This is a genomic window from Vreelandella sp. H-I2 (assembly GCF_052959335.1).
The window spans coordinates 148,313-173,579 of record NZ_JBRAMC010000007.1; the positions used below are offsets into that span (position 1 = coordinate 148,313).

Consider the following 25,267-nt stretch of genomic DNA (forward strand, 5'->3'; position numbering starts at 1 on the left):
CGTTACTTTTTAAAGGCATTCCAACTATACGGTGCCCGAGCAGATAGGCTTTGACAGGGCCCTCTGCGATTGGCAAGCACTCAAGCAAAGCCGTTTACATGTTTGTACTTATGTTATGCCATTTCAACGTTATACTATGGGCGATTAAGGCGCTAACGTGTGCTGTGTACGTTTGTCATCCTACACGCACCCACTTGCTCGGATACATCTGGTTATTCAGGACGAATAGTAAGTCACCATGCAAAGCAAGTACAAAATCCGCCTACTACGTGCCAACCTGTTAGCCGCTGCCGTTGCCTTGGCATTATGGACCCCCGCCACTCCCCCTGCGGCGGCTCTCGTGTTATGGCTTTCAGTCGGGTGGCTATTCATTACTGCGTTAATGCTCGATTTTAGCCACCGCCGTTCTCGGGGGTTGCCATGGCAGATGGTGCCCGGCGTGCTACTGCTAAGCTTAATTGCCGCCGCGCCAGAACGACACGGTATTTTAATTTGGGCTTGGGCCGCGTTGATGATGTTGCCACAAAATAGCTGGGTGGCCGCCTTTAATCTCAGCGCAGCGCTGATTAGCTCGGTAATGATAGCGCCGTTATTGGACGGTTCTGAATTTATTCTACTGATTTGTGCACTGCTGATACTTGGCTTACTTGCTTTATCCAGTGCACAGCAGCTGATCGATATGAACGGCTCTATTCGTCATCGCTTGCGATTAATTCCAGGTCTTAATCTATGGGCCGCTGAGCAACTGTTACGCGATATCACTCGTGAACAAACGCGTTGTGAGCGTGAAGGTGTTCATGCGGAAGTATTTATTCTTCATGTAAAACGCCATCAGCTTTGGCCAACGGCTCAGAAGCTGTGCGAGCTAACCTATGACTTCGAAAACGTTTACCGCTTAGATAGCACAACGCTGGCCACACTAATGCTTTCACGCTCACCAAAAGAAGCCGCACAACGACGCAACCAACTGCTCGCCGATCTACCTGACAACATTCACAGTGAGCATCTTGAATTAATCAATATCGATCCAGCAACGCTCTCGGTTTTTGAGATGAGTAAACTACCGACTGAGCAGGTGCAGGAGACTATATGACCGAGCACCATATTTCCAAGCGATTGATGACGCTCGCCTATAGCGGCAGTATTTTACTAATGGCGGGCTATTCGTTGTGGCTTTATGCCATGGGAGACTATAGCGACCTGCTAATCCCCGCCTTTATGACGTTATTGCTAATGTCGGCACTGCTAATGCACATCGGGCCTGGGCTTAAAAGCTGCCTGCCGCGCATTGTTCTGCTGTGCTGCACCTACTTAGTAGTGCTTAGCACCTTCCATTACCAGGAACAGGTTTCGCCGATTTGGCTAGGCCTGCCGATTACTGCCGCTTTTCTACTATTGCCGCTGTGGGCTGCACTCTTGATTAATATCACTGCAGGGCCCTTGTGGTGGTTGTTCTCTTCAGTCGCCTCTGCCCCACCGGCTTTTATTGTTGGCTATGTTGCCTTTACGCTGCTGCTCGCTCTTCCCCGCTGGGAACATGCTCGACGTCGTGCACTACTGCGTGCTACCGATCCCAATGACAGTGACTGCAACGCCTATCATATTGATACACTAAAAGAGCGCTTACAGAGCGAGTTTCAACGCGCGGCCATGCTTAATCAGCAACTAGCGTTACTGGTATTACACCTACCACAGCTGGACATGGCGGGAGAACAGTTTGGACATCGTGCACAAACGGCGCTGCTAGGGGCATTGTGCAGCGAAGTGAACAGTCGGTGTCGTGATCATGACGTACTTGGTCGAGCGGATAACGCCACTTTTTGGCTTGTTTTGCCGGATACGAGTGAAAGTGGAGCCCTACTGGTACGCGAGCGATTACAGCGAGCACTCTCTCGGTGTGTACTGGTAGAAACCGGTCAACTAGAAGCGCGCATTGCAGCCTGCTTGCCCAATCGAACGGAGTGCTTTGACCACTACGTTAAGCGTCTTGAAGCACGTGGCGCTACGCTCGCCAACGTTTAGCCTAACAGTACTAACACTTTCACCTTTTTGCCGGAGAAGGCTGTGCCGTTAGCCGATACGCTCCTCTCGTTAACTCCCTCACCCCCGCTCTTACTTTGCTTGGTGCTGGTAATTTCATTAGTGGAATCACTTGCCTTGGTGGGATTACTAGTGCCCGGTGTGGTGTTAATCACCACGGCGGCCTCGCTGGCAGGACATCAAGACATCGCTTTGGCGTGGTTGCTCGGTGCAGCGTTTATAGGCGCCATTTTAGGCGATGGCATCAGCTTTTCACTGGGCTTTAAACATCGCGAGCAGGTCACTCAGCGGTGGCCACTGTCACAGCATCCAGAATGGCTGGGGCGAGGGGCGCGTTTCTTCGAGCGCTATGGCATATGGTCGGTTTTTATCGGTCGTTTTGTGGGTCCCGTGCGGCCGATCATCCCATTAGTAGCGGGTATGATGCGGATGCCACCACGCACTTTCATTTGGGCCAACATCACCTCAGCGGCGCTTTGGGCGCCTGCATACACACTGCCTGGCTACTTATTAGGCCGCACCTGGCAGCACCATTTAAATTTACCGCCCGGCCTAGAGACAGCTTTACTCTTGCTCGCCGCCATTATTATCCTGCTCGCCGTTATTTTTTCCTGGGGCCGACATCAAGCGACACGGCATGGCCGACTTTACCGAATGATAGCTGGCAGTATTCGCCGTTTGCCGCTGCTACGCAGGCCCTGGCTAGCCATGAGTCAAACTGGCGATGTGCCATTAGCCTCCCTGCTGCTTCTGGTGTTAGCCCTGGGCAGCTTGTCTGGCTGGACACTGCTGGTCATCGCTCACGATACGCCACTGGAACTTGACCTGTTTGTACAACGCCTAGTTATAAGCCTACAGAGTGATTTTTCTTACATAGTCGGTAATGTTTTTGCGCGAATCGGAGACACCCTCGGCATTATCGCTATAACGCTGCCTTGGGCAGTATGGATGCTAATAGGTAAGCGATGGGATGCACTCTTGCACTGGTGTGGTGCTTTTGCTGGCGTAGCAGTGCTAAACATTTTAGGCAAAGCGCTGTTTGGGCGTGCCCGCCCCGATACCCCCGACTACCTTACGGGATCGTTCTCCTACCCTAGCGCCCATACTTCAACCGCTGTCGTACTATTTGGCTTAGCGGCAGCCTTTATTGCGGCCGAAATGCCACGCCAAAAGCGTTTTTGGGCCTATTGGATGGCGCTAGCGCTTGCACTCCCCATGGCTTTATCGCGGCTGGTAGTTGGCGTGCACTGGTTTAGCGACTTAGTGGGTGGCGCGTTATTAGGCTTGGTCGTTTGTGCGCTCACATTTTTGCACTGGCAACAACAACCACGGCCACCATTACGCCCCTGCCCATGGCTTCTGCTAAGCATCACGTCATTAGTGTTAATTAGCGCTCGCGTGGGGTTTCTGCCACCCGTTTAGAGTTAGATTTCAGCTTTATTAGCCGAAGGCAAGCCAAAGGCCGACGCCTATCATTAGCGTTCCGGCGATGCGGTTAAGCAAGCGCACATTGCCACTCTTGCCAAGTGCATTGCGTAACGTTTTACCGCCGGTGGCATACACCAGCATACTGGCGAACTCGATAGTTAAAATCACCGCGATCAGCAGGCTAAGCTGCCCTGGTAATGGACGATTACTGTCCAAAAAAGGCGGCAGCAGTACCATAAAAAACGCCCACCCTTTGGGGTTTGCTACTGCAGTGACGAAGCCTTGCATGGCTAACTGCAGAGGGCTTGCGGGTGGGCCAGCGTCCAGCTCGCTAGGAATCGCCATGCGCCCACGGGAGCGCCACATCATAATGCCTAAATAGCCCAGGTAAGCGCCACCCACCCATTTAAACAACACAAACAGCTCTGGCTGGCGCAGCATCAATGCAGCCACCCCAGCGCCAGCGGCGGCAGCCACTAAGCCAACGCCCAGCAGCTCGCCCACCATCATCCACAGCGTGCGCTTAACGCCTTGGGTCATTCCCAGCACCATGGCAAGCGTCATGCACATACCAGGAGTCAGCGAAACAAATAGAAACGTCGGCACAAAAACCGACAGCGTGGCCCACGACATCATAGATCACTCATCCTTATCTCCGATCTCTCCCCAGCGAGGCATCAGCGAGTGCTCGATTCCTAACTGGTTGAGGATGCGCGCCACAATAAAATCAATCAGATCAGCAATACTTTGCGGGCAGTGATAAAACCCTGGGGCTGCCGGTAAGATGACTACGCCCAAGCGGCTCAATGTCAGCATGTGCTCCAAGTGAATCGGCGAAAACGGGCTTTCTCGCGGCACCAGCACCAACGTTCGCCGCTCTTTAATCGCCACGTCCGCCGCTCGCTCAATCAAATTATTGCTGGCCCCTGTGGCCACGGCTGAGAGTGTCCCTGTTGAGCAGGGGCACACCACCATAGCCGATGGTGCGCCAGAGCCTGACGCTACCGGCGCCATCCAGTCCTCACGCCCGAAACAACGTATTTGCCCCGGTTGTGCGCCGCTACGCTCGCTTAACGCCTGCGCTAAGCGCTGGGGCTGTGCGGGCAATTCGCACTCTGTTTCAGTGGCAATTACCATGTGCGCAGCTTTTGAAACCATTACCCATACTTCGTGGCCTGCCGCTACCAATACATCAATCAGACGCAGCCCGTACTGCGCGCCAGATGCACCGGTAAGGGCGACGGTAATAGGCTTTTTAAATAACCGTTCAGTTTGATTGGTCACACTTGGCCCTCGTCAGCATCGGCTTTATGGGCAGTCGTTAAAGCGGCAAGCAAGCGCTCATGAACACCTTCAAAACCGCCGTTAGACATCACCACAATACGGTCTAATGGTGACGCTTGAGTGACCACTGCCGATACCAGCGTATCAATATCGCTATACAGCTGAGCATGCGCCCCTTGTGTGGCGACGAGTTCTTCCATTGACCAATCTAACCCTGCTGGCTGAAACCAAAAGACACTGTCAGCGTCAGCTACACTTTCGACCAGGCGTTCTCGTAATGCGCCTAACCGCATGGTGTTGGAGCGCGGTTCGATGACGGCCAACAGGCGCCCTTTGGTGGTGGCCGCACGTAGCCCTTTAAGCGTGGCCGCTATGGCCGTGGGGTGATGGGCAAAGTCGTCAATTACCTGAATGCCGTTAACCTCACCGCGCACTTCCTGGCGCCGCCTAGGGGTTTCAAAACGCGCCAGCGCCGCACAGCCACGCGCTAGATCAACCCCACACAAATGCGCCGCCGCCAGCGCTGCCAGGGCATTGCGTGCGTTATATTCACCTGTCAGTGTCCACTCAACGACGCCATCTTCTTCCTGAGCGCTACCCTGGCCATCGCCACCGCCATAAATTACCTGGAAGCGGCTCGCGTCGGCGCGCTCTAGTATAAACCGCCATTCGCTCGCGGCCTGGTCGCCGAAATGCGCCACCGGTGTCCAAACGCCCTGGCCGAGCACCCGCTCAAGGGCGGGCTGCTCATCGGCCACTAACAAAGAACCTTGGCTTGGCACGGTACGCACCAAATGATGGAACTGGCGCTCAATAGCGTCGAGATCGGGAAAAATGTCGGCATGATCAAACTCAAGGTTATTGAGTATGGCAATATGTGGGCGATAGTGAACAAACTTGGAACGCTTATCGAAAAAGGCCGTGTCGTACTCGTCGGCTTCCACCACAAACGGCGCATCAGGCGCACCCAAACGTGCCGACACACCAAAATTACGGGGTACACCGCCGATTAAAAAGCCCGGCGCTAAACCAGCACTTTCCAATAGCCAAGCTAATATGCTCGCCGTTGTCGTCTTCCCATGAGTGCCCGCCACGGCAATGACACGCCGCCCAGGCAGCACGTGTTCCGCTAGCCACTGTGCACCCGAGGTATAAGGCAGACCGCTATTGAGCAGCGCCTCAACTTCTTGATTGCCTCGTGACATAGCGTTGCCAACTATCACAAGGTCTGGCACCCGGTCCGGCGCTGGCGAAAGATGCTGTGCGCGGTAGCCTTCCATCAAGGTAATGCCTGCCTCAGCAAGTTGAGTGCTCATGGGCGGATAAACATGCTGATCAGAGCCACTTACCTGATGCCCCAACTCACGCGCCAGCAGCGCCAGGCTCCCCATGAAGGTGCCGCAGATACCTATAATGTGCAGATGCATGGCTCTCGCCCCGTTAATCGCCAGTAAACTAAATCATGAAAAAGCCAAAAAAATGGCGTAAAAATAGTCAAATAGCCTAGCATGCTGACTCGATTTGCTCATCTACTCATCGCCACTAACCGCAATTAGTAGCGGCGGAGCGTCCACCAAGTGACAAATCCGTTCAGTTGTTGCAGGATGCGGCCACCGTTTATCAAGGTTAGCTATTACTCTCTTCTCACTCGTCACGCTGTTGTAAGCCTAAACCTCAGCGAAAGGAGCCTTCCGATGCGCATTTTAATTCGCTACTTTTTTCGTGGCCTTCGCGTGGTGCTTGCCCCGTTTATGCTGATTTCGGAAAAGCTATCCACGCCCAAAGCTGTTGAGCGCTCACCCGAAGAGCAAGCCAATATTGACCTAACATCTCAGCGACTTGCGCTGTATCAGTTTCGTACCTGCCCCTTTTGTATCAAGGTACGTAAAGAAATTGCACGACTGGGTTTGAACATTGAGCTGCGCGATGCCCAGCTCGACCCCGAGCATAAGCAAGCCCTATTGGAAGGCGGTGGAAAAGTCAAAGTGCCCTGCCTGAAAATCATCCACGACGACGGGCGGGAAGAGTGGATGTATGAATCTGATACGATTAATGCTTGGCTACACAAGCAATTTGACTAAGCAATGCCAGTAGGGCGCAACCCGCGCATACTTTAACCGAGGTCGGCAGAAGCCGGCCGCGGGGATTAGAACTCTATTTTTTGTGCCTTTACATCAAACATCACATCTATTTCGATGCCCTCCTCCCGGCTCGGCGGTTCCCCTAATTCAATTTGCAGCGCCAGCACTCCTTGTATCCTGCCAACCACGTGTACCCATTGGTTGGTACGTTCATAGGCCGTCAACGTTACGACTACGTCTCCCCCTTCAGATGTATAAAGCGGCGGAGCCATCGATGCTCCCAGGGGATGAATAACAACCGTATTGATCAACTGCTCTTCGCGCATGGTCAGGCTAACCGAGAGGGCTTCCTGGGCTTCCCAAACCTCTTCATCAACAAACCCAGTGATATCAATATCAATGTCGTCGCCCCGTTCAACGAACGACGCATTTGAGTCATTGCCATAGCTTAAAATAAACCACTCACGTGGTTCACCATCCAGCGACCCAGATAATCCCGGAAGCACTTTTTCAGGCGTAGCTTGCTCAATGGCAAAACCGCTGATCGGCAGCCACAACGTTATCGCCAATATTCCAATTTTCTTCCACATAGGGCTATTCCATTAAATTTTAAGGCACTTTTAAACTGCTACTTTCGTCTAAAACAAAATCGACTACATGCCGTTATTAGCCTCATCATTCAGCAGACGAATGATGCCTGTCATTATTTCGATTGTATGACGCAATAGCTACTCTCTATGTTGTTAGCCTATGTTGTAATAACAGTTTGGTTGTAGGATCAGACTAGTGGTGAAAACAAACTAGTTGTAAGAATAGCTTACGAGCTGACCGTGTCTGTTTTACTGACGTTTTCTTGTTTTTACGAATGTTTTGAACCAAGAAAACAGTGGTAAAACGAACAATAAACAATGACCCAAGGGAACGAATATGACGCTCAAGAAGACCCTACTGGCTTCCGTTATCGGTGCAGTGGTTGCGGGTACAACATTACTGCCGATGACCGCTAGCGCGGAAACGCTGCGTATTGGTTACGCTGCAGACCCGGAAACGCTTGATATTCATGAACAGCTTTCCGGCGGTATGCTGCGCTTTTCCCACCTGGCATTTGACCCGCTCATTCGCTGGACCAAAGACTTTCAGTTTGAGCCGCGCTTAGCCACCGAGTGGGAGCAGGTAGACGAAACCACTACGCGAATGACCTTGCGTGAAGGCGTTACCTTCCATTCCGGTAATGAGTTCACCGCAGAAGACGTGGTATGGACTATAGAACGTTTGAAAGAGAGCCCAGACTATAAGGCGATTTTCGAGCCGATTGCTAGCGCCGAAGCAATCGACGACTATACCGTTGAAATCGTTACTACCGAACCTTACCCACTGCTGCTCAACCTTGCTACCTACATCTTCCCCATGGATAGCAAGTTTTATAGCGGTGAAACCGACAACGGTAATGATAAATCAGAGATCGTTAAGGCTGGCAACTCTTACGCCTCGCGCAACGTATCAGGTACCGGTCCGTTTATTGTTACCGACCGCCGACAGGGTGTGCGCGTCGACTTTAAACGGTTTGAGGATTACTGGGACACGGAATCTGAAGGTAACGTCAGTGAAATCGTGCTGACCCCAATTTCAGAAAACGCCTCCCGCGTAGCCGCCCTTCTGTCAGGCGGGGTAGACTTTATCGACGCAGTGCCACCTAACGACTTGGACCGGGTTCGTGAAGCGCAAGACGTCAATCTCATTGAAGTACCCGGCACGCGCATCATTGGCTTCCAGCTTAATGAAGATCGCGTTGAGGCTTTCCAGGACGCCCGCGTACGCCAGGCCGTTGACCTTGCCATCAACCAGGAAGGCATTGCCGACCGCCTGATGCGTGGATTTGCCACTCCAGCAGGACAGCTCTCCCCTGAAGGATATGCAGGTTACAACCCTGATTTAACGCCACGCTACGACATCGAACGCGCCAAAGAGTTGATGGCCGAAGCCGGCTATGAAGATGGCTTTAGCGTTGAAATGATCGCGCCGAATAACCGCTACGTGAACGATGCCCAAATCGCTCAAGCGGTGTCTAATATGCTGGCTCAAATCAATATCAACGTGAACCTGCGCACTATGCCGCTGGCCCAGTACTGGCCGGAATATGACGAACGTGCCTCGGACATCGCAATGGTCGGCTGGCACGCCGATACCGAAGACAGCGCCAACTTCTTCCAGTACCTCACTTTCTGTAACGATGAAGAAACCGGTGCTGGCCAGTACAACTACGGCAACTACTGCAACGAAGAGATCGACGCGCTAGTAACCGAGGCCGATAGCGAAACCGACCTTGAGAAGCGTGCTGAGATGCTCCGCGAAGCTGAAGCCATGCTGTATGAAGACGTTGGTTTTATTACGCTGCATTGGCAGAACCTGGCTTATGCCGCCGCCGATGGTGTTGATATCGAGCCGGTGGTCAACGCTATTGACTTCCCCTACCTGGGTGACTTGGTCATTAATCGCAACGACAACTAAGAACGCCATCGTCGATTAATTACAATCACTGCAGCATTAATTGCAAGAGAGTTAGCCGCAAGGATGCTTCGCTCCCTAAGCGCTTAGGGAGCGAAGCCTTTTGTTTGGCGGTTCGAGTCTGTAAGAACACTGCTTAACATGCCCCTACTTCCTTTGTTGAACCCTTCATATTATAGGTGGCGTACGCCATGATTGCCTTTTTAATCAAGCGGCTGATGCACGCGATTTTGGTGATGTTTGTCATCAGCGTGCTGGCCTTCGCCATTCAGGATAACCTGGGTGACCCCGTGCAGCAGATGGTTGGCCAGTCAGTGCCCGAAAGTGAACGTGAAGAAATTCGTGAGCGTTTAGGCCTGAATGACCCTTTCCTGGTGCAGTACGCGCGCTTTGCTAAAAATGCCGTTCAAGGTGATTTTGGCTACTCTTATTTTTACCGCGAACCGGCGTTAGAAGTGATTGCTCGCCATTTGCCAGCCACCCTGGAGTTGGTGTTTGCCGCGACACTGATTATTGTGCTGTTTTCGGTACCCATTGGCGTCTATAGCGCGATCAAACCGCGCTCACCGATTTCACGCCTATTTATGGGCGTATCAATTATTGGCATCTCAATCCCGGTATTTCTGACTGCCATTGTCCTCATTCAAATTTTTGCGATCGGCGTGACGGTCACGCTGTTTCCCGAAAGTACCGGCTGGGGCACTTGGCTGAATGATTTCTTCTCGACGGAAGGCAATATGCCCTCCTTTGGCCGTGGCTATGATCTGGTCAACGTGATGGGCAATTGGGACACCAACCTAGCGACCTGGAACGGTTTACAGCATTTAGTACTGCCGGCTATCTCGTTGGCCTCCATCATGTTACCGCTATTTATCCGCCTGATTCGCGCCGAAATGATGGAGGTCCTGCAGTCGGAGTATGTGAAATATGCACGTGCCAAAGGCATATCAATGCGCCGTGTCTATTTTGTTCATGCGCTTAAAAACACCATGCTACCGGTGATTACCGTGGGTGGTGTGCAGATCGGCACCATGGTGGCCTACACCATTTTAACCGAGACCGTTTTCCAATGGCCGGGCATGGGTTTGATGTTTCTAGATGCGATCAACCGCGCCGATATTCCGCTAATCGTGACTTACTTAATGATTGTCGGCGTTATTTTTGTGGTCACCAATACGATTGTAGATTTGATCTACGGTCTAGTGAACCCCACCGTTAAACTGACTGGGAAGCCCGCATGAGCACCTCAACAAACTCCTCCCCAGCGAGCGCTTCACCCAGCCGCTGGGAGCGCCTGCGCGACTCCTACATGTGGTACAGCTTCAAGCGAGACCGCACCGCCCAGCTCTGCTTGGCCGTGTTTATCTGTATGGTCATCGCCGCGTTTGCCTCCCCGCTGCTGGCGCCAACCAACCCTTACGACCTGGCCCAAATCGATATCATGGCGTCAGAACTGCCGCCTTTTTGGATTGATGGTGCCGATGAGCGTTACTCATTAGGCACTGACGCCCAAGGGCGGGATCTGTGGTCAATCGTGTTATATGGCACGCGCGTTTCCCTGCTGATCGGCTTTGGCGCGGTCATTTTACAGGCTCTGTTAGGGGTCACTTTCGGTCTTATGGCGGGCTATCTCGGCGGTCGCATCGATACTATTTTGATGCGCCTGGCGGATATTCAACTCTCTTTCTCGACCCTGATGGTCGCTATCGTGGTAGGCGCCCTGGTCAAGGCCACCATGGGCAGCGCCTTTTATAGCCAATACGCGGTGATGATGCTGATCCTGATCATTGGCTTGGCCGAATGGCCGCAGTACGCACGTACCGTGCGCGCCTCGGTACTGGCTGAAAAGAATAAAGAGTACGTAGACGCCGCCCGCGTAATGGGGCTGCGCAGCAAGCGCATTATGTTCCGCCATGTGCTACCTAACACCATGTCGCCAATCTTTGTTATCTCGACCGTACAGATTGCCAACGCCATTATTTCTGAAGCGGCACTGTCATTTCTGGGGCTTGGGATGCCGGAAACGCATCCCTCATTGGGCTCACTGATTAAGTCTGGCTTTGACTATATCCAGTCTGGCTCCTGGTGGATCACCTTGATTCCGGGTGCAGTGCTGGTCGTGCTGGTGCTGTCGATCAATCTACTTGGCGATTGGCTGCGTGATGTCATGAACCCACGACTCTACAAAGGCTGAGGACACCATGGCACTACTTGAAGTCAACAATCTCGATGTCCGCTTCGCGCTGCGCCAAGGCGAAGTCCACGCCCTGCGGGACATTACTTTTACCCTTGAGCGTGGTGAACGCCTGGGTATTGTCGGAGAATCTGGCGCGGGTAAGTCGGTCGCGGCGTTCTCGCTCCTCAACTTGATATCCAAGCCGGGCTTTATTGCGGGCGGCACGGTTAGCTTTGATGGCCAAGTGCTTAACCGCATGTCTGAGCGCGGCCTACGCAAAGTGCGTGGCAATCGCATTTCGATGATCTTCCAAGATCCGATGATGACGCTCAACCCAGTGCTTTCTATTGGCGAGCAAATGGTTGAGTGCCTAAAAGCCCACCGGCGTATCTCTTCTAAAGAAGCCCGCGCGATTGCGTTAGACAAGCTGCGTCAGGTGCAGATTCCCTCACCGGATACGCGCTTGGATCAGTATCCCCATGAGCTTTCAGGCGGTATGCGCCAGCGCATTATCATCGCGATAGCCCTGCTTCTCGACCCGGACATTATCATTGCTGACGAGCCTACCACAGCGCTCGACGTGACTATTCAGGCCGAGATCATGGCGCTGCTGCTTGAACTCTGCGAGCAGCACAATGTGGGCCTTATTCTGATCACCCATGATCTAGGCGTGGTAAGCCAGGTCACCCAGCGTATGCTGGTTATGTATGCTGGTCGGGTGATTGAGCAAGGCCCCACACGGGAAATTATTAATGACCCGCAACATCCTTATACTCAAGGGCTAATCAACGCCCTGCCGCAGATGGCCACGCCCGGCGAAAAGCTCAATCAGATTCGCGGCAGCATGCCTTCGCTCTCAAACCTGCCCAGCGGCTGCGCGTTTCATCCGCGCTGCGATTTTATCAATCGTGCCGATGGTCAGCCCCGCCCTGCCTGTACGCAGCAAGTGCCTGGCTTTGTCGAATCCGGCAACTGCCGTGTGGCATGTCATATGGTGGCTGAAATGCTTGAAGATCGCCGTTTGAAGGAGGAAACCTCATGAATGCCCCCGCTGAGGCCATGACGGACAACCGTATTCCTAACCATACCCCCCGTCAGAACGAAGAGAGCGCGGATTCACTGCTGCAGATTCGCGATCTGAAAAAGCGCTTTTCTCTCTCGGGCGATTTTCTCGACCAGCTGCGCTTTAAAGGTGGCAAGCTGGTTCGTCACCAAGAGCACGTCCACGCCATTAACGGCGTTAACCTGGACATCAAACGCGGCGAAGCACTGTGTGTGGTAGGCGAGTCGGGTTGTGGCAAGTCCACTGTAGCGCGAACGGTAATGGGGCTCTTAACGCCGTCAGAAGGTGAGATTCGCTACGACGGCAAGCGTATTGATAACTTAAGTTCGCGACAGTTGCTGCCTTATCGTAAGCGAATGCAGATGATCTTTCAGAACCCTTATGCGTCGCTCAATCCTCGGATGACTATTCAGCAAACGTTAGAAGAGCCGCTGCGGCTGCACCATCCGGATTGGAAACGGCCGCAGGTTCTCGACAAGGTTGAAGAGGTCATGCGCTCGGTAGGTATCGACCCGGATTGGGGCAAGCGCTTTGGCCATGAATTTTCCGGTGGTCAGCGCCAGCGTATCGCCATTGCCCGGGCATTGGCCGTGGATCCTGAGTTTATCGTTGCCGATGAGCCTATTTCCGCGCTCGACGTCTCGATTCAAGCCCAGGTACTCAACCTGCTGATGGAAGCCCAGCAAGAGCGTAACCTTACCTATCTGTTCATCACCCACGACCTCGCCGTGGTGGAGCACTTTGGCACCCGCGTGGCGGTCATGTACTTAGGCACAGTATGTGAAATTGCTACCACGGCAACATTGTTTGAAAAGCCGCGCCACCCTTACACCCAGGCGTTGCTCTCGGCGATTCCGCGATTAAAGGATGATCGCCCACAGCATATTCGTCTTACTGGCGAGGTGCCGACACCGGTTAACCTGCCAAGCGGTTGCGTATTTCATGGCCGCTGCCCATACGCTAATGCACGCTGCAAGCAAGAAATACCCCTATTACAGACACAAGATGACGGCACGCGTGTGGCGTGTCACGCTGTTGAGGAGGGGCGTTTATGAGGTGGGCGCTTTTCACAACACAGCGGAAAACAACGCTGAGGGGTAGAGCATGGAAATACGCTGGCTAGAAGACTTTATCGCCCTGGCCAGAACACGCCATTTCTCGCGTGCAGCAGATGACCAAAACGTCACACAGCCCACCTTCTCCCGGCGGATTAAATTGCTCGAGGAGGAGATGGGGGTGACGTTAATTAATCGTCAAACGCTGCCACTCTCGCTAACCCCCGCCGGGGAGGAGTTTTTAACCCTGTGTGAACAGGTGACCGAGCGAGTGCGGCTGACCCGTGACCGTGTTCGAGAAATTAATGCCGGCCAGCTGCGGCGTATTATGGTGGCTGCGCCGCAAAGTCTTTTGCCTCACTTTTTGCCCGAGTGGCTCGCATCTACCGGTTGGCAAGAGCGTGTACAGCCCTACCTGCGGGCCACTGGCTGGGTGGCCAACGACTATTTTCAAGCCCTGGCACGGGCCGAGTGTGACCTTGCTATTTGCTACTGGCCTATAGGGCGCTGCGATCTGGATATCGATACCAGTGCCTGCACCTACCGTGTGATCGGACACGAAAGACTGATTCCCGTGACCGGGCTAACTGCCGCTGGGGAACCCTGTGCTTTGCTGCCAGGGTCACGCCATCAACCGGCGCCTTGGCTTGCCTACCCCAAGCGCGGGCTACTTGGGTCTGCGGTTAAGGCTCACTTAGCCAGATTACCCGAGAGCACGTATCTAACGGCTCAAAGCGAAAACCTCTACGCGGCGGGTATTAAAGAGCTGGTGCTTCTTGGTTACGGTATGAGCTGGCTGCCTGAGCGCAACGTCGCTGCTGAACTTGCCCAGGGGTCATTAGTAAGAGCGGGGGATAGCCGCTGGGATGTACCCATGGAACTCCGTCTATATCGTCACCAAAGCCATCATCACGCGGAACTTGACGGATTCTGGAGTGAGCTCGCTCCGCCACGTGCCTGACCGGATACTTAAGCCTCAGTTATTAATCAAGATTAGCCCGCACTCAAGAAAGGACACCTGTGCATGCCAACCACCCTCTTTAGTCTGCAGCGCGATCATGTAGCACATCTACAGCGCGCTTATGCAGAGATTTTGAATGACCACGAGTTTGATAGTCTGGCTATTTACAGTGGTAATGCCAGCGAATACTTCGCTGACGACCATGCGCCTCCTTTTCAGACCTATGGGCATTTTATGCACTGGGTAGGCTTAGCCGATGTGCAATATAGCTGGCTGATAATTCAGCCGGAAAAACGCCCCCAACTGTTTTTATATGCGCCTGCCGATTTTTGGCATTTACCCACACATTTGCCGGAAGAACCTTGGGTAGCAGAGTTCGATATGCATTTTTGCAACGAAAAGACCATACCCGCCATGGTCGGCAATGCCGCCGTTATTGGCGATATCGGGCAACTCGCTGCCAGTACACAGCAAGCATTGAAGGCACAATGTCAGCCTGAGCATATTGTTAGGGCACTTGATGAGTTACGGCTGTTTAAAACACCTTATGAGATTGCCTGTATCCGTGAAGCCAACCGCTTATCAATAGCGGGACACCAAGCAGCGCAAGCCGCTTTTATTGGCGCCTCCGGTGAGTTGGATATTCAACTGGCATACTTAGCAGCGAGTCGCCAGCGCGAGTCAAACGTGCCCTACCAAAATATTATTGGTTTAAATGAACATGCTGGCGTACTGCATTACCAACATTACGACCTTAATGCACCTAAACAGCGTTATAGCCTGCTAGTGGATGCGGGTCGTCGCTTCCGCGGATACTGCGCCGATATTACCCGTACTTACGCTGGCCCCGATGCCCCCGCTGTGTTTGGCGAACTGGTCTCGGCAATGCACGATTTAAAACAGGAACTGGTCAGAGGCATAGCTCCAGGGGTTAGCTTTATCGCCCTGCACGAGCAAATGCATCGCCACCTTGGTGAGATATTGGTGGCCCACGATATGTATAAAGGCACCGCCGAGCAAGCCGTTGCTGAAGGCATTACACGGGCTTTTTGCCCTCACGGATTAGGTCATTCGTTGGGCCTTCAAGTGCACGATGTCGCCGGCCTGCGTCATCCCGACGGCTCCCCAGCGCCTGCACCCGAAAACCATCCAGCGCTGCGCCTTACACGTACGCTGCGCCCTGGCATGGTAGTAACCATTGAACCGGGACTTTACTTTATAGACATGCTACTCGCCCCGCTGCGTAACACTAAACTGCCTATTAACTGGGCGTTAGTCGACCAGCTCTCACCTTGCGGCGGCATACGCATCGAAGACAATGTGGTGGTGACAGAAAGCGGTTTCAGTAACGTAACGCCCTAAGTGCTCGGTAACTTCTTTTCAACTTCCCCAAACGAACAACGCCTAGCGAATGGCTAGGCGTTGATTTACAATTAAACAACTAATTTTATTTAGAAGCGGTAAGTAACACCACCACCAACGGTTACTGGTTCAATATCGACTTCTCCGCCAACGTTGATATCAGCATTAACATCCGCGTAGCTCGCGTACCCATTGAGCATGACGTTGTCAGTCACCGCCAAATCAACACCCACTTGACCAATCGCGCCGTAACTTTCTTCTATGCTCACGCCGCTTGGCTCACCGGAGAAACGCGTATAGTTAAGACCAGCGCCCACATAAGGCTGTACGCGTGAATCCAAACCACCCATTGGGTAATAGTTTACCAGCAGGTTAATGGGTAAACGATCAACACTGCCTACATCGCCCTCAGAGGCAGTGTTCAGGTCGTGCTCAAATTTCTCTGAGCTGTTGAGCTCGACACCCATCTTATCGGAAAATAGGTAGCCAGCACCGAAGGTGAAGCCGCGGGCACTCTGTACGTTAAGTGAATCACCATCCACATTACCGTTACCTGAACCCGTATCCGTTTGGGCAACGCCACCGCGCACGAATACATCGCCAGCGTTATAAGCAAGGGCCGCTTGACTGGCTAGTGCGAAACCAGCAGTGATTACAGCGGCAGAAATTAGTTTCATATTACTCATCAGGGTCATCCTCTCCTAGGCAGCGCTAGTTCCTTGCGCTTGGGATTGCGGTATTACTATTCAACTTTCCTGTACAGTATATAGTATAAAAACAGTGTTTCCAAATAGCCTGTGAAATATTAATATAAGTAATTTGGCGCTATAAGTTTTTGCTTATTTTTAACGGACATAAAAAAAGTCCCCCGGAGGGGACCTAGGTGGAGCACGCCAGCTCACTCGGTTTGTTGCTACCAGCCGGTAGCAACGTGGATGAAGAAGGAAAAGAAGCCAGATGGTTAATTGCGCCTCTCTATTCACTCATCCTTTGCCATATATATTGCGATCTGCGTGCCACTTTTTTAAATATCATTAAAAATCATATATTTAATTAAAAACCACCTCTCTAGAATCAACCTCCGACGCACTGCAGCAAACAAAATGCACCAGCATTGCGCACTTTGAGGCCTTTTTGCATCACAAAGCATCATATGCATTTGTTTACGCTTCGGAATCCTCAGATTAGTGGTTGGGGGGTCACATGATTTTCACTTGGGCTTTGTCGTTTAGCAGCGCCTCAAAGCCCCTTCTCCACGATATCCACCATCTGCTCACCCATCACGGTAAACGCGGAAAAGCCGCCGCCACCGCCCGAGAGTCCGTGAAAGCCGAGTAGCGGCGTGAGGTTCTAGCGCTCCATCTGGTAAGCGCCATCCTTGTTGGGGGAAAGGATCGGCTCAATCGCCACGCGGTCGCCTACCTTCACCCGCGTGACTTTCTCGCCGACCTCTACCACTTCCCCAGCGAACTCATGGCCCATAATGATCGGCGCCTGTTCGCCGCTAATGGGGTGCGGCTTGCCCATCGGGATAAAAATCGGCCCGCCGGCATACTCATGTAAGTCACTGCCGCAAATACCACAGCAGCCACTTTCACCTTCACTTCATGGGAGTCGCTGATAGTGGGAACCGGGACTTGCTCAACGCGTAAATCTTTTGCTGCGTACCAAACCGCTGCCTGCATAGTTTGCTGATTGGTCACCTGACTCATGGCTTTCCCTTCCTATTAGGACGTATGGTAAACCGGCTGCAGACCGTAGACAGGCGTTTCCAGCCCCTCCATGCGTGCCTTTAACTGCAGCGCCAAATAGTGAGAGTAGTGCCGCGACTGATGCAGGTTGCCGCCATGGAACCACAGCGCCTCTTGCTGGGTGGGTTTCCACATATTGCGCAGCTCACCCTCCCAAGGGCCGGGGTCTTTAGTGGTGTCAGAGCCCAAGCCCCAGCATTTGCCGACTTTATCCGCCACCTCTTGGGAGATAAGCCTGGCTGCCCAGCCATTCATGGAGCCATAACCGGTGGCGTAGACGATCAAATCTGCCTCCAACTCGCTGCCATCGGTGAGCGTGATGGAGTGTGAGTTAATGCGCTCAATGCCCACACCGCTGCGCAGTTTGATATCGCCGTTGGCCACCAAATCGCAGGCTCCCACATCAATGTAATAACCTGAGCCCCGGCGCAGATACTTCAAGAACAGCCCGGAGTCATCGTCACCGAAATCGAGCAGAAAGCCCGCATCCTCCAGCTTCTGATAAAACTCGGCGTCGCGCTGTTTGATCGCCTCAAACGCCGGGCGCTGGAAGTCGGGCAATACCTTGTAAGGAATGGAGGCAAAGATCAGATCGGCTTTTTCGTGGGTCAGCCCACCTGCCACCGCCTCTTCGGAATAGAGCGGCCCCAGCACTTCTTCCATCAATGAATCCGACTTAACGATATGGGTGGATGAACGTTGCAGCATGGTCACATCGGCATCGTGCTCCCAGAGTGCCGCGGCAATATCGTGAGCAGAGTTATTTGAGCCCACAATGACGCACTTTTTACCTTGGTAGGCATCCGGCCCCGGATGCTGGCTGGAGTGCTGCTGCTCGCCTTCAAAGCTTTCCGCGCCTGGGAATGTCGGCACGTTGGGCATTCCCGACATCCCTGTCGCCATCACCAGTTGCTTGGGCCGTAAAGTGATCTCTTCGCCGTTACGCTTGACGTTTACTACCCACTCCCCTGCGGCTTCATCGAAGCGCGCATTCTGACACTCGGTGGAACTCCAATAATTGAGCTCCATCACTTTGGTGTACATCTCCAGCCAATCGCCCACCTTGTCTTTGGGGGCAAACACCGGCCAGTTCTCTGGGAAAGGAATATAAGGAAGGTGGTCGTACCAGACCGGATCGTGGAGGCAGAGGGATTTATAGCGTTTGCGCCAGGAGTCCCCGGCACGCTCGTTTCGCTCGATGATGATGGTCGGCATGCCCATCTGCTTCAGCCGCGCCCCAAGGCCAATTCCACCTTGGCCTCCGCCGATGATCACGCAGTAAGGTTGTTGGGTATAGCCAAGCTCTGCCTCTTCGCGCTCCCGTGACTCTAGCCAGGTTTCACGCTGTTTGTTGGCGCCGTGCTCGGCCCCTTTTGGGCGGTTGTGGTTACGCGGCTCGGGGAAGTCGTGCAATGCCTGCATGGTGGTTAACAGCGTCCAGCATTTGCCGTGTTTAAGGCGCAGGTAACCTTTGCCGCTGGCGACCGCTGTCTCAAAGGTAAACCACGCCTCACTGGTATCGCCGTTCTGGGTCGCTCCGCCTTCTAGCTGCCAGTTCGAAGGACGCACGTTCTCCAGGGTGGCATTGAGCATGGCCTGAATAGCATCTTTTCCCTCACAGGTTTTTAAATTCCAGGTAAAGGTTACAAAGTCGCGCCAGTAGCACTCCTCATTAAATAACGACAAAACACGCTGAATATCCTGGGCTTGCAGCGCTTTATCAAAATCACTCAGCCACCCTTGGACAGTGGCTGTGGCGGTTTGCTGGGTTTGTGCCGATATCTCGGACATAGCGAGTACTCCATTGTTTGTTATTGTTGAATTGCTGGTGAGACACCCAACTCTAAGCACCCGCCGTGCCAATCATTTCAGATAAATCATAAACATATGAAAAATATAAATAAATTTTAAAAATGGTTGTCGATTAAGCGTTGCACAAGGCGTACACCTGTCACATCTAGTTGTAAACAACGTTACAGGTGTAACGCACGACTAACGGCGTAATCGCGCTGCGTTGACACCCACGCCAGAGTGCATAGGCTGAAAGGACAATAACAAGCCCCACGGTGAACCACGCCATGCCCACTCAATCGTCTCTACCTGCACGGCTGCAATCCGTCCAGCGCCAGCATATCGAGCATATTTTCCAGCTCGGCGAAGGATTGGAAATGCCCCAGCTACCGGCCCAGCCGACGATTCGACGCTCCTGGCTGCGCTGCCTAAACGAGTACCAGCTCGATCCCACCCAGCCACGCCCAGCCCGGGTGGTGCCTCAACAAATCCTGATCGAGCACCGGGAATCCGTGGATGAACTACTGCACGTGGCAAGAGCCGGGGTTGACCAGCTTTATCAGCAAATTGCGCAACTAGGCTACGTGCTGCTGCTCACCGATCACCGCGGGATAACCGTTGAGTTTCGTGGCGACTCCAACCAAGACCAGCAACTGCGCAAAGCGGGCCTCTATCTCGGCGCTGACTGGGACGAACGCTTTACGGGCACCTGTGCCGTGGGCACCTGCCTGCATGACCGCCAGGCGATTATTTGCCACCGCCAGGAGCACTTCGACGCCTCACATATTTCGCTTACCTGCACTGCCGCGCCCATCGCCGACCCCCAGGGCAATGTCATGGCCGTGCTGGATATCTCCGCGCTGCAATCGCCTACCCAGCATGAGAGCCAAAATTTCAGCCTCTCGCTGGTAACGCTCTACGCACGGATGATCGAGGACGCCTATTTTCTCCAGCGTTACCGTGACTGCCTGATGGTGCGCCTGGATACCTCGCGAGAGTTTGTGCATGTAAACGGGCGCGGACTCATCGCCATGGAAGAGAACGGACAGGTGATTGCCGCCAATGCAGTGGGTCGTGATCTGATAAGTGAACACCAGCGCCGTTGGCCACCCTGGTCAGCCCATCACACCCCCATGCTGGGGGAGCTATTCGAGTGCGAGATCGCCGATGTGCTCAGCATTAATAGCGCCACCGACGATCAACTGCGTGCTTTTCGCGCCAGAGTCGACAACACCATTTACTTTATTAGCCTGCTGGAGCCACGCCGCCCGCGCCCTGCTCAGCAAGCACAACCTCTCGCCTCCAGCCTACCGGAACCACTGGTACGCCTCGGTGCCGACGACCCCGCCATGCGCAAAGTGCAGAAGCTGGCTGAGCGGTTGCGCAACGAAGCCAGCGTAAATGTACTGATTAGCGGAGAAACCGGCACCGGCAAAGAGGTTGTTGCCCGTGCCCTGCATGACAGCGGCAACCGATCTAAGGGCCCCTTTATCGCGGTAAACTGTGCCGCCATTCCCGAAGCGCTGATCGAAAGCGAGCTGTTTGGTTACGAGCCCGGCGCCTTTACCGGCGGGCGCGCCAAAGGTATGCGCGGGCTGATTCCCCAAGCCCACGGCGGCACACTATTTTTAGATGAAATCGGCGATATGCCACTGGCCTTGCAAACCCGCCTGCTGCGCGTATTGGCCGAGCGAGAAGTGATGCCTCTTGGGGCCAATAAACCTGAAAAGGTTGATATCCGGGTGATTACCGCCACTCATCGCAACATCGACGCGATGATCCAACAGGGCGAGTTCCGCGAAGATCTCTATTACCGCCTTAACGGGGCTCAGCTGCGCCTTCCCGCGCTACGCGACCGCGCCGATAAGCTCTACGTTATCCGCCGCGTCTTTGATGACATCATCCACGAACGCGCCACCAGGCAATCACCCCGCCTGCGGGCCGATGCCATTAGCGCCCTACTCGCTTACGCTTGGCCCGGTAATATCCGCCAGCTAAAAAATGCGCTGGCCTTTGCACTGGCCACCTCAGAAAGCGAAGAAATAACCGTCCATGACCTACCCGAGCAGTGCCTTAGCCAACGCATCACGCGGCCGGCACCTTCCCTGACTGCAAATGCTGGTAGCAACAGCGATCACACACTGTTGGAAATGCTCAAGGAGCACCACTGGAACATTAGCGCCGTTGCTCGCGCTCTCGGGGTTTCGCGGCCTACCGTATACCGGCAAATGCAGCGCCAAGGCATAGTGCCGCCGAATTGGCAGGAGTAATAAAATGGACAGTTGATCAAAGGCAGAAGCCTCCCCTTGGCCTTAAGGGCGCCCCTCACGTACACTTGTTTGAATCCGTTTATCCATTTATAAACCCGCTTCCGACAAGTCGAGGCTCTCCCATGGCGTTTGAATCCACTTCTTCTTATATCGCAACCGATGCGCTTAAACAGGCGGTGAACGCGGCTGTGGTGCTCGAACGGCCGCTATTGATCAAAGGCGAGCCAGGCACTGGCAAAACCCTGCTGGCTGAAGAGTTGGCTGAATCTCTCGATACTCAGTTAATTACCTGGCATATCAAATCCAGCACCAAGGCGGCCCAGGGTTTATACGAGTACGATGCCGTCAGCCGCCTGCGTGACTCTCAGCTAGGCGTTGAAGGTGTAGAGAATGTCGCCAACTACATCAAGCCCGGCAAGCTATGGGAAGCGTTTACCGCCAATGAACGGGTGGTGCTACTGATTGACGAGATCGACAAGGCCGATATCGAATTCCCCAACGACCTGCTTCAAGAGCTGGATCGTATGGAGTTCCACGTTTACGAAACCGGCGAAACCATTCGCGCCGAACAGCGCCCGATTATTGTTATTACCTCGAATAATGAAAAAGAGCTACCGGACGCGTTCCTACGCCGCTGCTTTTTCCACTACATTGAGTTCCCCGACCGCGAGACCATGCAGGCGATTGTCGATGTGCACTTCCCGGATATCGCCCCCCGGCTGGTCAGCGAAGCCTTAGAGGTATTTTTCGAGCTACGTAAAGCCCCCGGACTTAAGAAAAAGCCTTCCACGTCTGAACTAGTCGACTGGCTCAAGCTACTAATGGCTGACAATATTGCTCAAGAAGCGCTCTACAACCGCGATCCGTCCAAAGCACTTCCGCCCATGGCCGGCGCCTTGGTCAAAAACGAGCAGGACACCCAACTGCTTGAGCGCCTGGCGTTTATGATTCGTCGCCAGAAAGGCACAGGCCGCTAAGTCATGTTTATTGGCCTATTTGAAACACTAAAGCGTGCGGGCGTTCCGGTATCGCTACGCGAGCTACTGGATCTTCACGCCGTGGTGGAGCGAGGTGTAGTGTTCGCCGATATGGAGGCCTTCTATCAGGTGGCACGCACGGTGATGGTCAAGGACGAGCGCCACTTTGACCGCTTTGATCGTGCCTTTGCCGCCTGGTTTAAAGGCCTTGAGGACATGGACGCCGCCATTGAAGCGCTGATCCCCGATGACTGGCTACGCCGGGAATTTGAGAAGCAGCTTACCGACGAAGAGAAAGCCAAAATCGAATCTCTGGGTGGCCTTGAAGAACTCATTGAGACGTTTAAAAAACGCCTGGAGGAGCAAAAAGAGCGCCACGCGGGGGGCAATAAATGGATCGGTACCGGCGGCACCAGTCCCTTTGGCGCCTACGGTTACAACCCGGAGGGCATTCGTATTGGTCAGGATGGCTCTCGTCACCGCCGTGCCACCAAGGTCTGGGACGAGCGGCGCTTCCGTGATTACGATGATTCTCTGGAGTTAGGCACGCGCAACATCAAAATGGCGCTGCGCCGCCTGCGCAAGTTTGCCCGCCAAGGGGCGTTAGATGAGTTTGACGTGGATAGCACCATCCGTGAAACCGCCAAGGACGCCGGCCTCCTCAACGTGCAGATGCGCCCAGAGCGCCATAACGCGGTGAAGGTGCTGCTGTTTTTGGATGTGGGCGGCTCGATGGATGACCATATTCGCGTCTGCGAAGAGCTGTTCTCTGCCGCCCGCTCAGAGTTCAAGCATCTGGAGCACTACTACTTTCATAACTGCCTTTACGAAGGGGTTTGGCGTAACAACATGCGCCGGGGTAATGAACGCATCCCGACCATGGATGTATTGCACACCTACGGTGCGGATTACCAGGTAGTGATTGTCGGCGATGCGGCCATGTCTCCCTATGAAGTCACCCACCCAGGCGGCAGCGTTGAGCACTTTAACGACGAAGCGGGTGGCGTGTGGCTGAAGCGTTTATGCGAAACGTTTCCCCGCCTGGCGTGGCTTAACCCGATGCCGCCCCGGGCCTGGGAGTACACCTACTCTACCCAACTGATTCGCGAGATCATCGATGACCGCATGTACCCCATGACCATGGAGGGCCTGGAAACCGCCATGCGCGAGCTAGCAAAGAAGTAGTCGGCCTATCTGGCCATACGCGTTAGCACATCATGGTGAGTCAGCTTGCGATGCAAAATGGCCATCACGATGTGCCCTACGATCAGCGCTAGCAGTGTCCAGCCCAGCTCACCGTGGAGCAAACCGCCCAGATCCGTCATCCAGGTAATTTCCTCTCCTTCAAAACCTGTCATTAAATTAATGCCAAAGACATCAAGCGAACGACCTGAACCGTACTGGCGAATAAGCGCAATGGTGGGCACAGCGATCATTAAGCCGTAGAGCGCAAAGTGTCCCAGCCTCGCCATGACGCTCAATGAAGACGGGCGGCGCGACGCATTGGCTAATGTCCACATAGCACGCAGCACGACTAACGTAAGCAGCAAAACGCCTATAGGGTAGTGAGTACCCCAAAAAAAATCTTCAAAGGGGGTATCTGGGAACAGCCAGTGCGCCGTCGCGCTGGTAAATTGCCACGCAAACAGCAGCGCCATCCCCCAGTGCAGCAAACGGCTGATCGCTCCGTAGCGAATAGGGGTATCCATAACAGTTAACGACATACATTTTCCCTTAACATAATTAACAAATGTTAGGCCTAGTTTACCCAGTCAAACGAGCAACATCATGACAACAACGTGCAAAATGGTTGTTTGAAATAGAACGCAACGTTTTACAGAAGTATTAAAGGACCTGCGGGAAATCGTTTAAGCCTTTTATAAATGCCTGTTTGGCCGACTCAAAACTCTTAGGGTCGTGTTTGAAACGGCGCAGGATGAGATCTTTATCCAGTGCCAGAGTAGGCGCCAGCTCATTAATATTTTTAGCGGGATGACGTGCTCCTAAGCCAATTCGCTTTCCGTCCGCCCCGCCAAACCAACGCTTAATGCCACTTTGTTGGTAAAATGCTTCTTGTTCAGCGTTATTTACTTCGACACGCAACGGCGCCTTTAAGGTAAGTTCACTAATCAAGCGCTGCTGGGCATCGGCCTGGTTAAGTGTGCAGGCATGTGTAACGGTCATGCCCTCGCCCTCTTCGTCCAGCACTAGCAGCGCCAATGCTTGAGGCTTACCGTTGCCATCAACAGCAGCAAATAGACGCGCGGCTTCTTGCGGGAAAAATACACTGCAGGTGCCGGTGAACACGACCAGCGGCGTTAGGCCCGCTTCTTGTCCGTATACTTCAGCGCATAATCGCGCCAGACAAGCATTGCGCTGGGCCTCTGCGTTAACGTGTACGACCTTCATTTGAATCACCTCACCGACTGAAAAGCCGCAAGCCTAGAGCAATCACAGCGGTTTTGACAGTGCATTGTGCAACACGATAAGCCTCTTCATTTACACTGTTACTGAACACGACTC

At 53.5% G+C, this 25,267-nt stretch carries 23 protein-coding genes; 14 read left to right on the forward strand and 9 right to left on the reverse strand.

Annotated features, from left to right (window positions below; translation table 11 throughout):
- Nucleotides 1-238 precede the first annotated feature (238 nt).
- The 3 genes from ACUVOF_RS17535 to ACUVOF_RS17545 are packed head-to-tail and all read left to right on the forward strand — an operon-like array spanning nucleotide 239 to nucleotide 3,462.
- Nucleotides 239-1,093 (forward strand): hypothetical protein, encoded by an 855-nt coding sequence (locus ACUVOF_RS17535; RefSeq protein WP_447045550.1) that lies wholly within the window; start codon nucleotides 239-241, stop codon nucleotides 1,091-1,093.
- Nucleotides 1,090-2,022 carry a GGDEF domain-containing protein gene (locus ACUVOF_RS17540; protein WP_447045551.1) on the forward strand — a complete coding sequence of 311 codons (933 nt, stop codon included), beginning with the start codon at nucleotides 1,090-1,092 and terminating at the stop codon, nucleotides 2,020-2,022. The genes ACUVOF_RS17535 and ACUVOF_RS17540 overlap by 4 nt, the downstream gene beginning before the upstream one ends.
- Nucleotides 2,023-2,064: 42 nt before the next feature.
- Nucleotides 2,065-3,462 carry a bifunctional DedA family/phosphatase PAP2 family protein gene (locus tag ACUVOF_RS17545; RefSeq protein WP_447045552.1) on the forward strand — a complete coding sequence of 466 codons (1,398 nt, stop codon included), beginning with the start codon at nucleotides 2,065-2,067 and terminating at the stop codon, nucleotides 3,460-3,462.
- Between the two features lie 18 nt (nucleotides 3,463-3,480).
- Here ACUVOF_RS17545 and ACUVOF_RS17550 read toward each other — a convergent pair whose 3' ends face one another.
- Genes ACUVOF_RS17550 through mpl form a run of 3 tightly spaced genes read right to left on the reverse strand, consistent with a single transcriptional unit; the run spans nucleotide 3,481 to nucleotide 6,179 of the window.
- Entirely contained in the window at nucleotides 3,481-4,104 is a 624-nt protein-coding gene (locus ACUVOF_RS17550) for a LysE family translocator (protein WP_447045553.1), read from the reverse strand.
- Nucleotides 4,105-4,107: 3 nt separating this feature from the next.
- Nucleotides 4,108-4,752 carry a flavin prenyltransferase UbiX gene (locus tag ACUVOF_RS17555; protein WP_447045554.1) on the reverse strand — a complete coding sequence of 215 codons (645 nt, stop codon included), beginning with the start codon at nucleotides 4,750-4,752 and terminating at the stop codon, nucleotides 4,108-4,110.
- On the reverse strand, nucleotides 4,749-6,179 hold the full coding sequence (gene mpl / locus ACUVOF_RS17560; protein ID WP_447045555.1) for a UDP-N-acetylmuramate:L-alanyl-gamma-D-glutamyl-meso-diaminopimelate ligase: 1,431 nt from the start codon (nucleotides 6,177-6,179) through the stop codon (nucleotides 4,749-4,751). The genes ACUVOF_RS17555 and mpl overlap by 4 nt, the downstream gene beginning before the upstream one ends.
- A 267-nt stretch (nucleotides 6,180-6,446) precedes the next feature.
- Between mpl and ACUVOF_RS17565 the strand changes: the two genes are divergently transcribed.
- Nucleotides 6,447-6,833, forward strand: coding sequence for a glutaredoxin family protein (locus tag ACUVOF_RS17565; RefSeq protein ID WP_447045556.1), 387 nt, complete (start codon nucleotides 6,447-6,449; stop codon nucleotides 6,831-6,833).
- 65 nt (nucleotides 6,834-6,898) lie between these two features.
- On the opposite strand, the gene ACUVOF_RS17570 is transcribed toward ACUVOF_RS17565, so the two are convergent.
- Nucleotides 6,899-7,423, reverse strand: coding sequence for a hypothetical protein (locus ACUVOF_RS17570; RefSeq protein WP_447045557.1), 525 nt, complete (start codon nucleotides 7,421-7,423; stop codon nucleotides 6,899-6,901).
- A gap of 337 nt (nucleotides 7,424-7,760) precedes the next feature.
- Here ACUVOF_RS17570 and ACUVOF_RS17575 point away from each other — a divergent pair, with 337 nt between their 5' ends.
- The 7 genes from ACUVOF_RS17575 (at nucleotide 7,761) to pepQ (ending at nucleotide 15,955) form a co-directional block, all read left to right on the forward strand.
- Nucleotides 7,761-9,341 carry an ABC transporter substrate-binding protein gene (locus tag ACUVOF_RS17575; protein ID WP_447045558.1) on the forward strand — a complete coding sequence of 527 codons (1,581 nt, stop codon included), beginning with the start codon at nucleotides 7,761-7,763 and terminating at the stop codon, nucleotides 9,339-9,341.
- A gap of 188 nt (nucleotides 9,342-9,529) precedes the next feature.
- A complete protein-coding gene (locus tag ACUVOF_RS17580; protein WP_447045559.1) occupies nucleotides 9,530-10,579 on the forward strand; it encodes an ABC transporter permease in 1,050 nt (349 codons plus the stop codon).
- Nucleotides 10,576-11,532 (forward strand): ABC transporter permease, encoded by a 957-nt coding sequence (locus ACUVOF_RS17585; protein ID WP_445532463.1) that lies wholly within the window; start codon nucleotides 10,576-10,578, stop codon nucleotides 11,530-11,532. The genes ACUVOF_RS17580 and ACUVOF_RS17585 overlap by 4 nt, the downstream gene beginning before the upstream one ends.
- 7 nt (nucleotides 11,533-11,539) lie before the next feature.
- Nucleotides 11,540-12,556 (forward strand): ABC transporter ATP-binding protein, encoded by a 1,017-nt coding sequence (locus ACUVOF_RS17590; protein ID WP_447045560.1) that lies wholly within the window; start codon nucleotides 11,540-11,542, stop codon nucleotides 12,554-12,556.
- A gap of 17 nt (nucleotides 12,557-12,573) precedes the next feature.
- Nucleotides 12,574-13,632 carry an ABC transporter ATP-binding protein gene (locus tag ACUVOF_RS17595; protein WP_447045685.1) on the forward strand — a complete coding sequence of 353 codons (1,059 nt, stop codon included), beginning with the start codon at nucleotides 12,574-12,576 and terminating at the stop codon, nucleotides 13,630-13,632.
- 49 nt (nucleotides 13,633-13,681) lie between these two features.
- Nucleotides 13,682-14,593, forward strand: a complete 912-nt coding sequence (locus ACUVOF_RS17600; RefSeq protein WP_447045561.1) for a LysR family transcriptional regulator — start codon at nucleotides 13,682-13,684, stop codon at nucleotides 14,591-14,593.
- A gap of 63 nt (nucleotides 14,594-14,656) precedes the next feature.
- Nucleotides 14,657-15,955: a Xaa-Pro dipeptidase gene (pepQ, locus tag ACUVOF_RS17605; RefSeq protein WP_447045562.1), complete on the forward strand. Its 1,299-nt coding sequence runs from the start codon at nucleotides 14,657-14,659 to the stop codon at nucleotides 15,953-15,955.
- A gap of 89 nt (nucleotides 15,956-16,044) precedes the next feature.
- Here the strand turns inward: pepQ and ACUVOF_RS17610 are convergent, their stop codons facing one another.
- The 3 genes from ACUVOF_RS17610 to ACUVOF_RS17620 all read right to left on the reverse strand — a co-directional run bounded on the left by ACUVOF_RS17610 (nucleotide 16,045) and on the right by ACUVOF_RS17620 (nucleotide 19,497).
- Complete coding sequence (locus tag ACUVOF_RS17610) at nucleotides 16,045-16,641, reverse strand: OmpW/AlkL family protein (RefSeq protein ID WP_447045563.1); 597 nt, start codon at nucleotides 16,639-16,641, stop codon at nucleotides 16,045-16,047.
- A 664-nt stretch (nucleotides 16,642-17,305) separates the two neighbouring features.
- On the reverse strand, nucleotides 17,306-17,482 hold the full coding sequence (locus tag ACUVOF_RS17615; RefSeq protein ID WP_447045564.1) for an alcohol dehydrogenase catalytic domain-containing protein: 177 nt from the start codon (nucleotides 17,480-17,482) through the stop codon (nucleotides 17,306-17,308).
- A gap of 200 nt (nucleotides 17,483-17,682) precedes the next feature.
- Nucleotides 17,683-19,497, reverse strand: coding sequence for an NAD(P)/FAD-dependent oxidoreductase (locus ACUVOF_RS17620; protein ID WP_447045565.1), 1,815 nt, complete (start codon nucleotides 19,495-19,497; stop codon nucleotides 17,683-17,685).
- 287 nt (nucleotides 19,498-19,784) lie between these two features.
- On the opposite strand from ACUVOF_RS17620, the gene ACUVOF_RS17625 reads away from it, so the two are divergent.
- The 3 genes from ACUVOF_RS17625 to ACUVOF_RS17635 all read left to right on the forward strand — a co-directional run bounded on the left by ACUVOF_RS17625 (nucleotide 19,785) and on the right by ACUVOF_RS17635 (nucleotide 23,929).
- Nucleotides 19,785-21,767: a sigma-54-dependent Fis family transcriptional regulator gene (locus tag ACUVOF_RS17625; RefSeq protein ID WP_447045566.1), complete on the forward strand. Its 1,983-nt coding sequence runs from the start codon at nucleotides 19,785-19,787 to the stop codon at nucleotides 21,765-21,767.
- A 122-nt stretch (nucleotides 21,768-21,889) separates the two neighbouring features.
- A complete protein-coding gene (locus tag ACUVOF_RS17630; RefSeq protein ID WP_447045567.1) occupies nucleotides 21,890-22,744 on the forward strand; it encodes an AAA family ATPase in 855 nt (284 codons plus the stop codon).
- 3 nt (nucleotides 22,745-22,747) lie between these two features.
- A complete protein-coding gene (locus ACUVOF_RS17635; protein WP_009287016.1) occupies nucleotides 22,748-23,929 on the forward strand; it encodes a vWA domain-containing protein in 1,182 nt (393 codons plus the stop codon).
- A 5-nt stretch (nucleotides 23,930-23,934) separates the two neighbouring features.
- Here ACUVOF_RS17635 and ACUVOF_RS17640 read toward each other — a convergent pair whose 3' ends face one another.
- Together ACUVOF_RS17640 and ACUVOF_RS17645 are read right to left on the reverse strand one after the other, a co-directional pair.
- Nucleotides 23,935-24,468 (reverse strand): cytochrome b, encoded by a 534-nt coding sequence (locus ACUVOF_RS17640; RefSeq protein WP_447045568.1) that lies wholly within the window; start codon nucleotides 24,466-24,468, stop codon nucleotides 23,935-23,937.
- Nucleotides 24,469-24,589: 121 nt separating this feature from the next.
- Nucleotides 24,590-25,153 (reverse strand): hypothetical protein, encoded by a 564-nt coding sequence (locus ACUVOF_RS17645; protein ID WP_447045569.1) that lies wholly within the window; start codon nucleotides 25,151-25,153, stop codon nucleotides 24,590-24,592.
- Between the last annotated feature and the right edge of the window lie 114 nt (nucleotides 25,154-25,267).

Coding starts and splice junctions, on each gene's coding strand:
- ACUVOF_RS17620 (WP_447045565.1), bottom strand. CDS start 19,497: ATGTCCGAGATATCGGCACAAACCCAGCAAACCGCCACAGCCACTGTC.
- ACUVOF_RS17540 (WP_447045551.1), top strand. CDS start 1,090: ATGACCGAGCACCATATTTCCAAGCGATTGATGACGCTCGCCTATAGC.
- ACUVOF_RS17590 (WP_447045560.1), top strand. CDS start 11,540: ATGGCACTACTTGAAGTCAACAATCTCGATGTCCGCTTCGCGCTGCGC.
- ACUVOF_RS17610 (WP_447045563.1), bottom strand. CDS start 16,641: ATGAGTAATATGAAACTAATTTCTGCCGCTGTAATCACTGCTGGTTTC.
- pepQ (WP_447045562.1), top strand. CDS start 14,657: ATGCCAACCACCCTCTTTAGTCTGCAGCGCGATCATGTAGCACATCTA.
- ACUVOF_RS17640 (WP_447045568.1), bottom strand. CDS start 24,468: ATGTCGTTAACTGTTATGGATACCCCTATTCGCTACGGAGCGATCAGC.
- ACUVOF_RS17550 (WP_447045553.1), bottom strand. CDS start 4,104: ATGATGTCGTGGGCCACGCTGTCGGTTTTTGTGCCGACGTTTCTATTT.
- ACUVOF_RS17645 (WP_447045569.1), bottom strand. CDS start 25,153: ATGAAGGTCGTACACGTTAACGCAGAGGCCCAGCGCAATGCTTGTCTG.
- ACUVOF_RS17575 (WP_447045558.1), top strand. CDS start 7,761: ATGACGCTCAAGAAGACCCTACTGGCTTCCGTTATCGGTGCAGTGGTT.
- ACUVOF_RS17600 (WP_447045561.1), top strand. CDS start 13,682: ATGGAAATACGCTGGCTAGAAGACTTTATCGCCCTGGCCAGAACACGC.
- ACUVOF_RS17565 (WP_447045556.1), top strand. CDS start 6,447: ATGCGCATTTTAATTCGCTACTTTTTTCGTGGCCTTCGCGTGGTGCTT.
- ACUVOF_RS17630 (WP_447045567.1), top strand. CDS start 21,890: ATGGCGTTTGAATCCACTTCTTCTTATATCGCAACCGATGCGCTTAAA.
- ACUVOF_RS17635 (WP_009287016.1), top strand. CDS start 22,748: ATGTTTATTGGCCTATTTGAAACACTAAAGCGTGCGGGCGTTCCGGTA.
- ACUVOF_RS17595 (WP_447045685.1), top strand. CDS start 12,574: ATGACGGACAACCGTATTCCTAACCATACCCCCCGTCAGAACGAAGAG.
- ACUVOF_RS17580 (WP_447045559.1), top strand. CDS start 9,530: ATGATTGCCTTTTTAATCAAGCGGCTGATGCACGCGATTTTGGTGATG.
- ACUVOF_RS17535 (WP_447045550.1), top strand. CDS start 239: ATGCAAAGCAAGTACAAAATCCGCCTACTACGTGCCAACCTGTTAGCC.
- ACUVOF_RS17570 (WP_447045557.1), bottom strand. CDS start 7,423: ATGTGGAAGAAAATTGGAATATTGGCGATAACGTTGTGGCTGCCGATC.
- mpl (WP_447045555.1), bottom strand. CDS start 6,179: ATGCATCTGCACATTATAGGTATCTGCGGCACCTTCATGGGGAGCCTG.
- ACUVOF_RS17585 (WP_445532463.1), top strand. CDS start 10,576: ATGAGCACCTCAACAAACTCCTCCCCAGCGAGCGCTTCACCCAGCCGC.
- ACUVOF_RS17625 (WP_447045566.1), top strand. CDS start 19,785: ATGCCCACTCAATCGTCTCTACCTGCACGGCTGCAATCCGTCCAGCGC.
- ACUVOF_RS17615 (WP_447045564.1), bottom strand. CDS start 17,482: ATGGGCAAGCCGCACCCCATTAGCGGCGAACAGGCGCCGATCATTATG.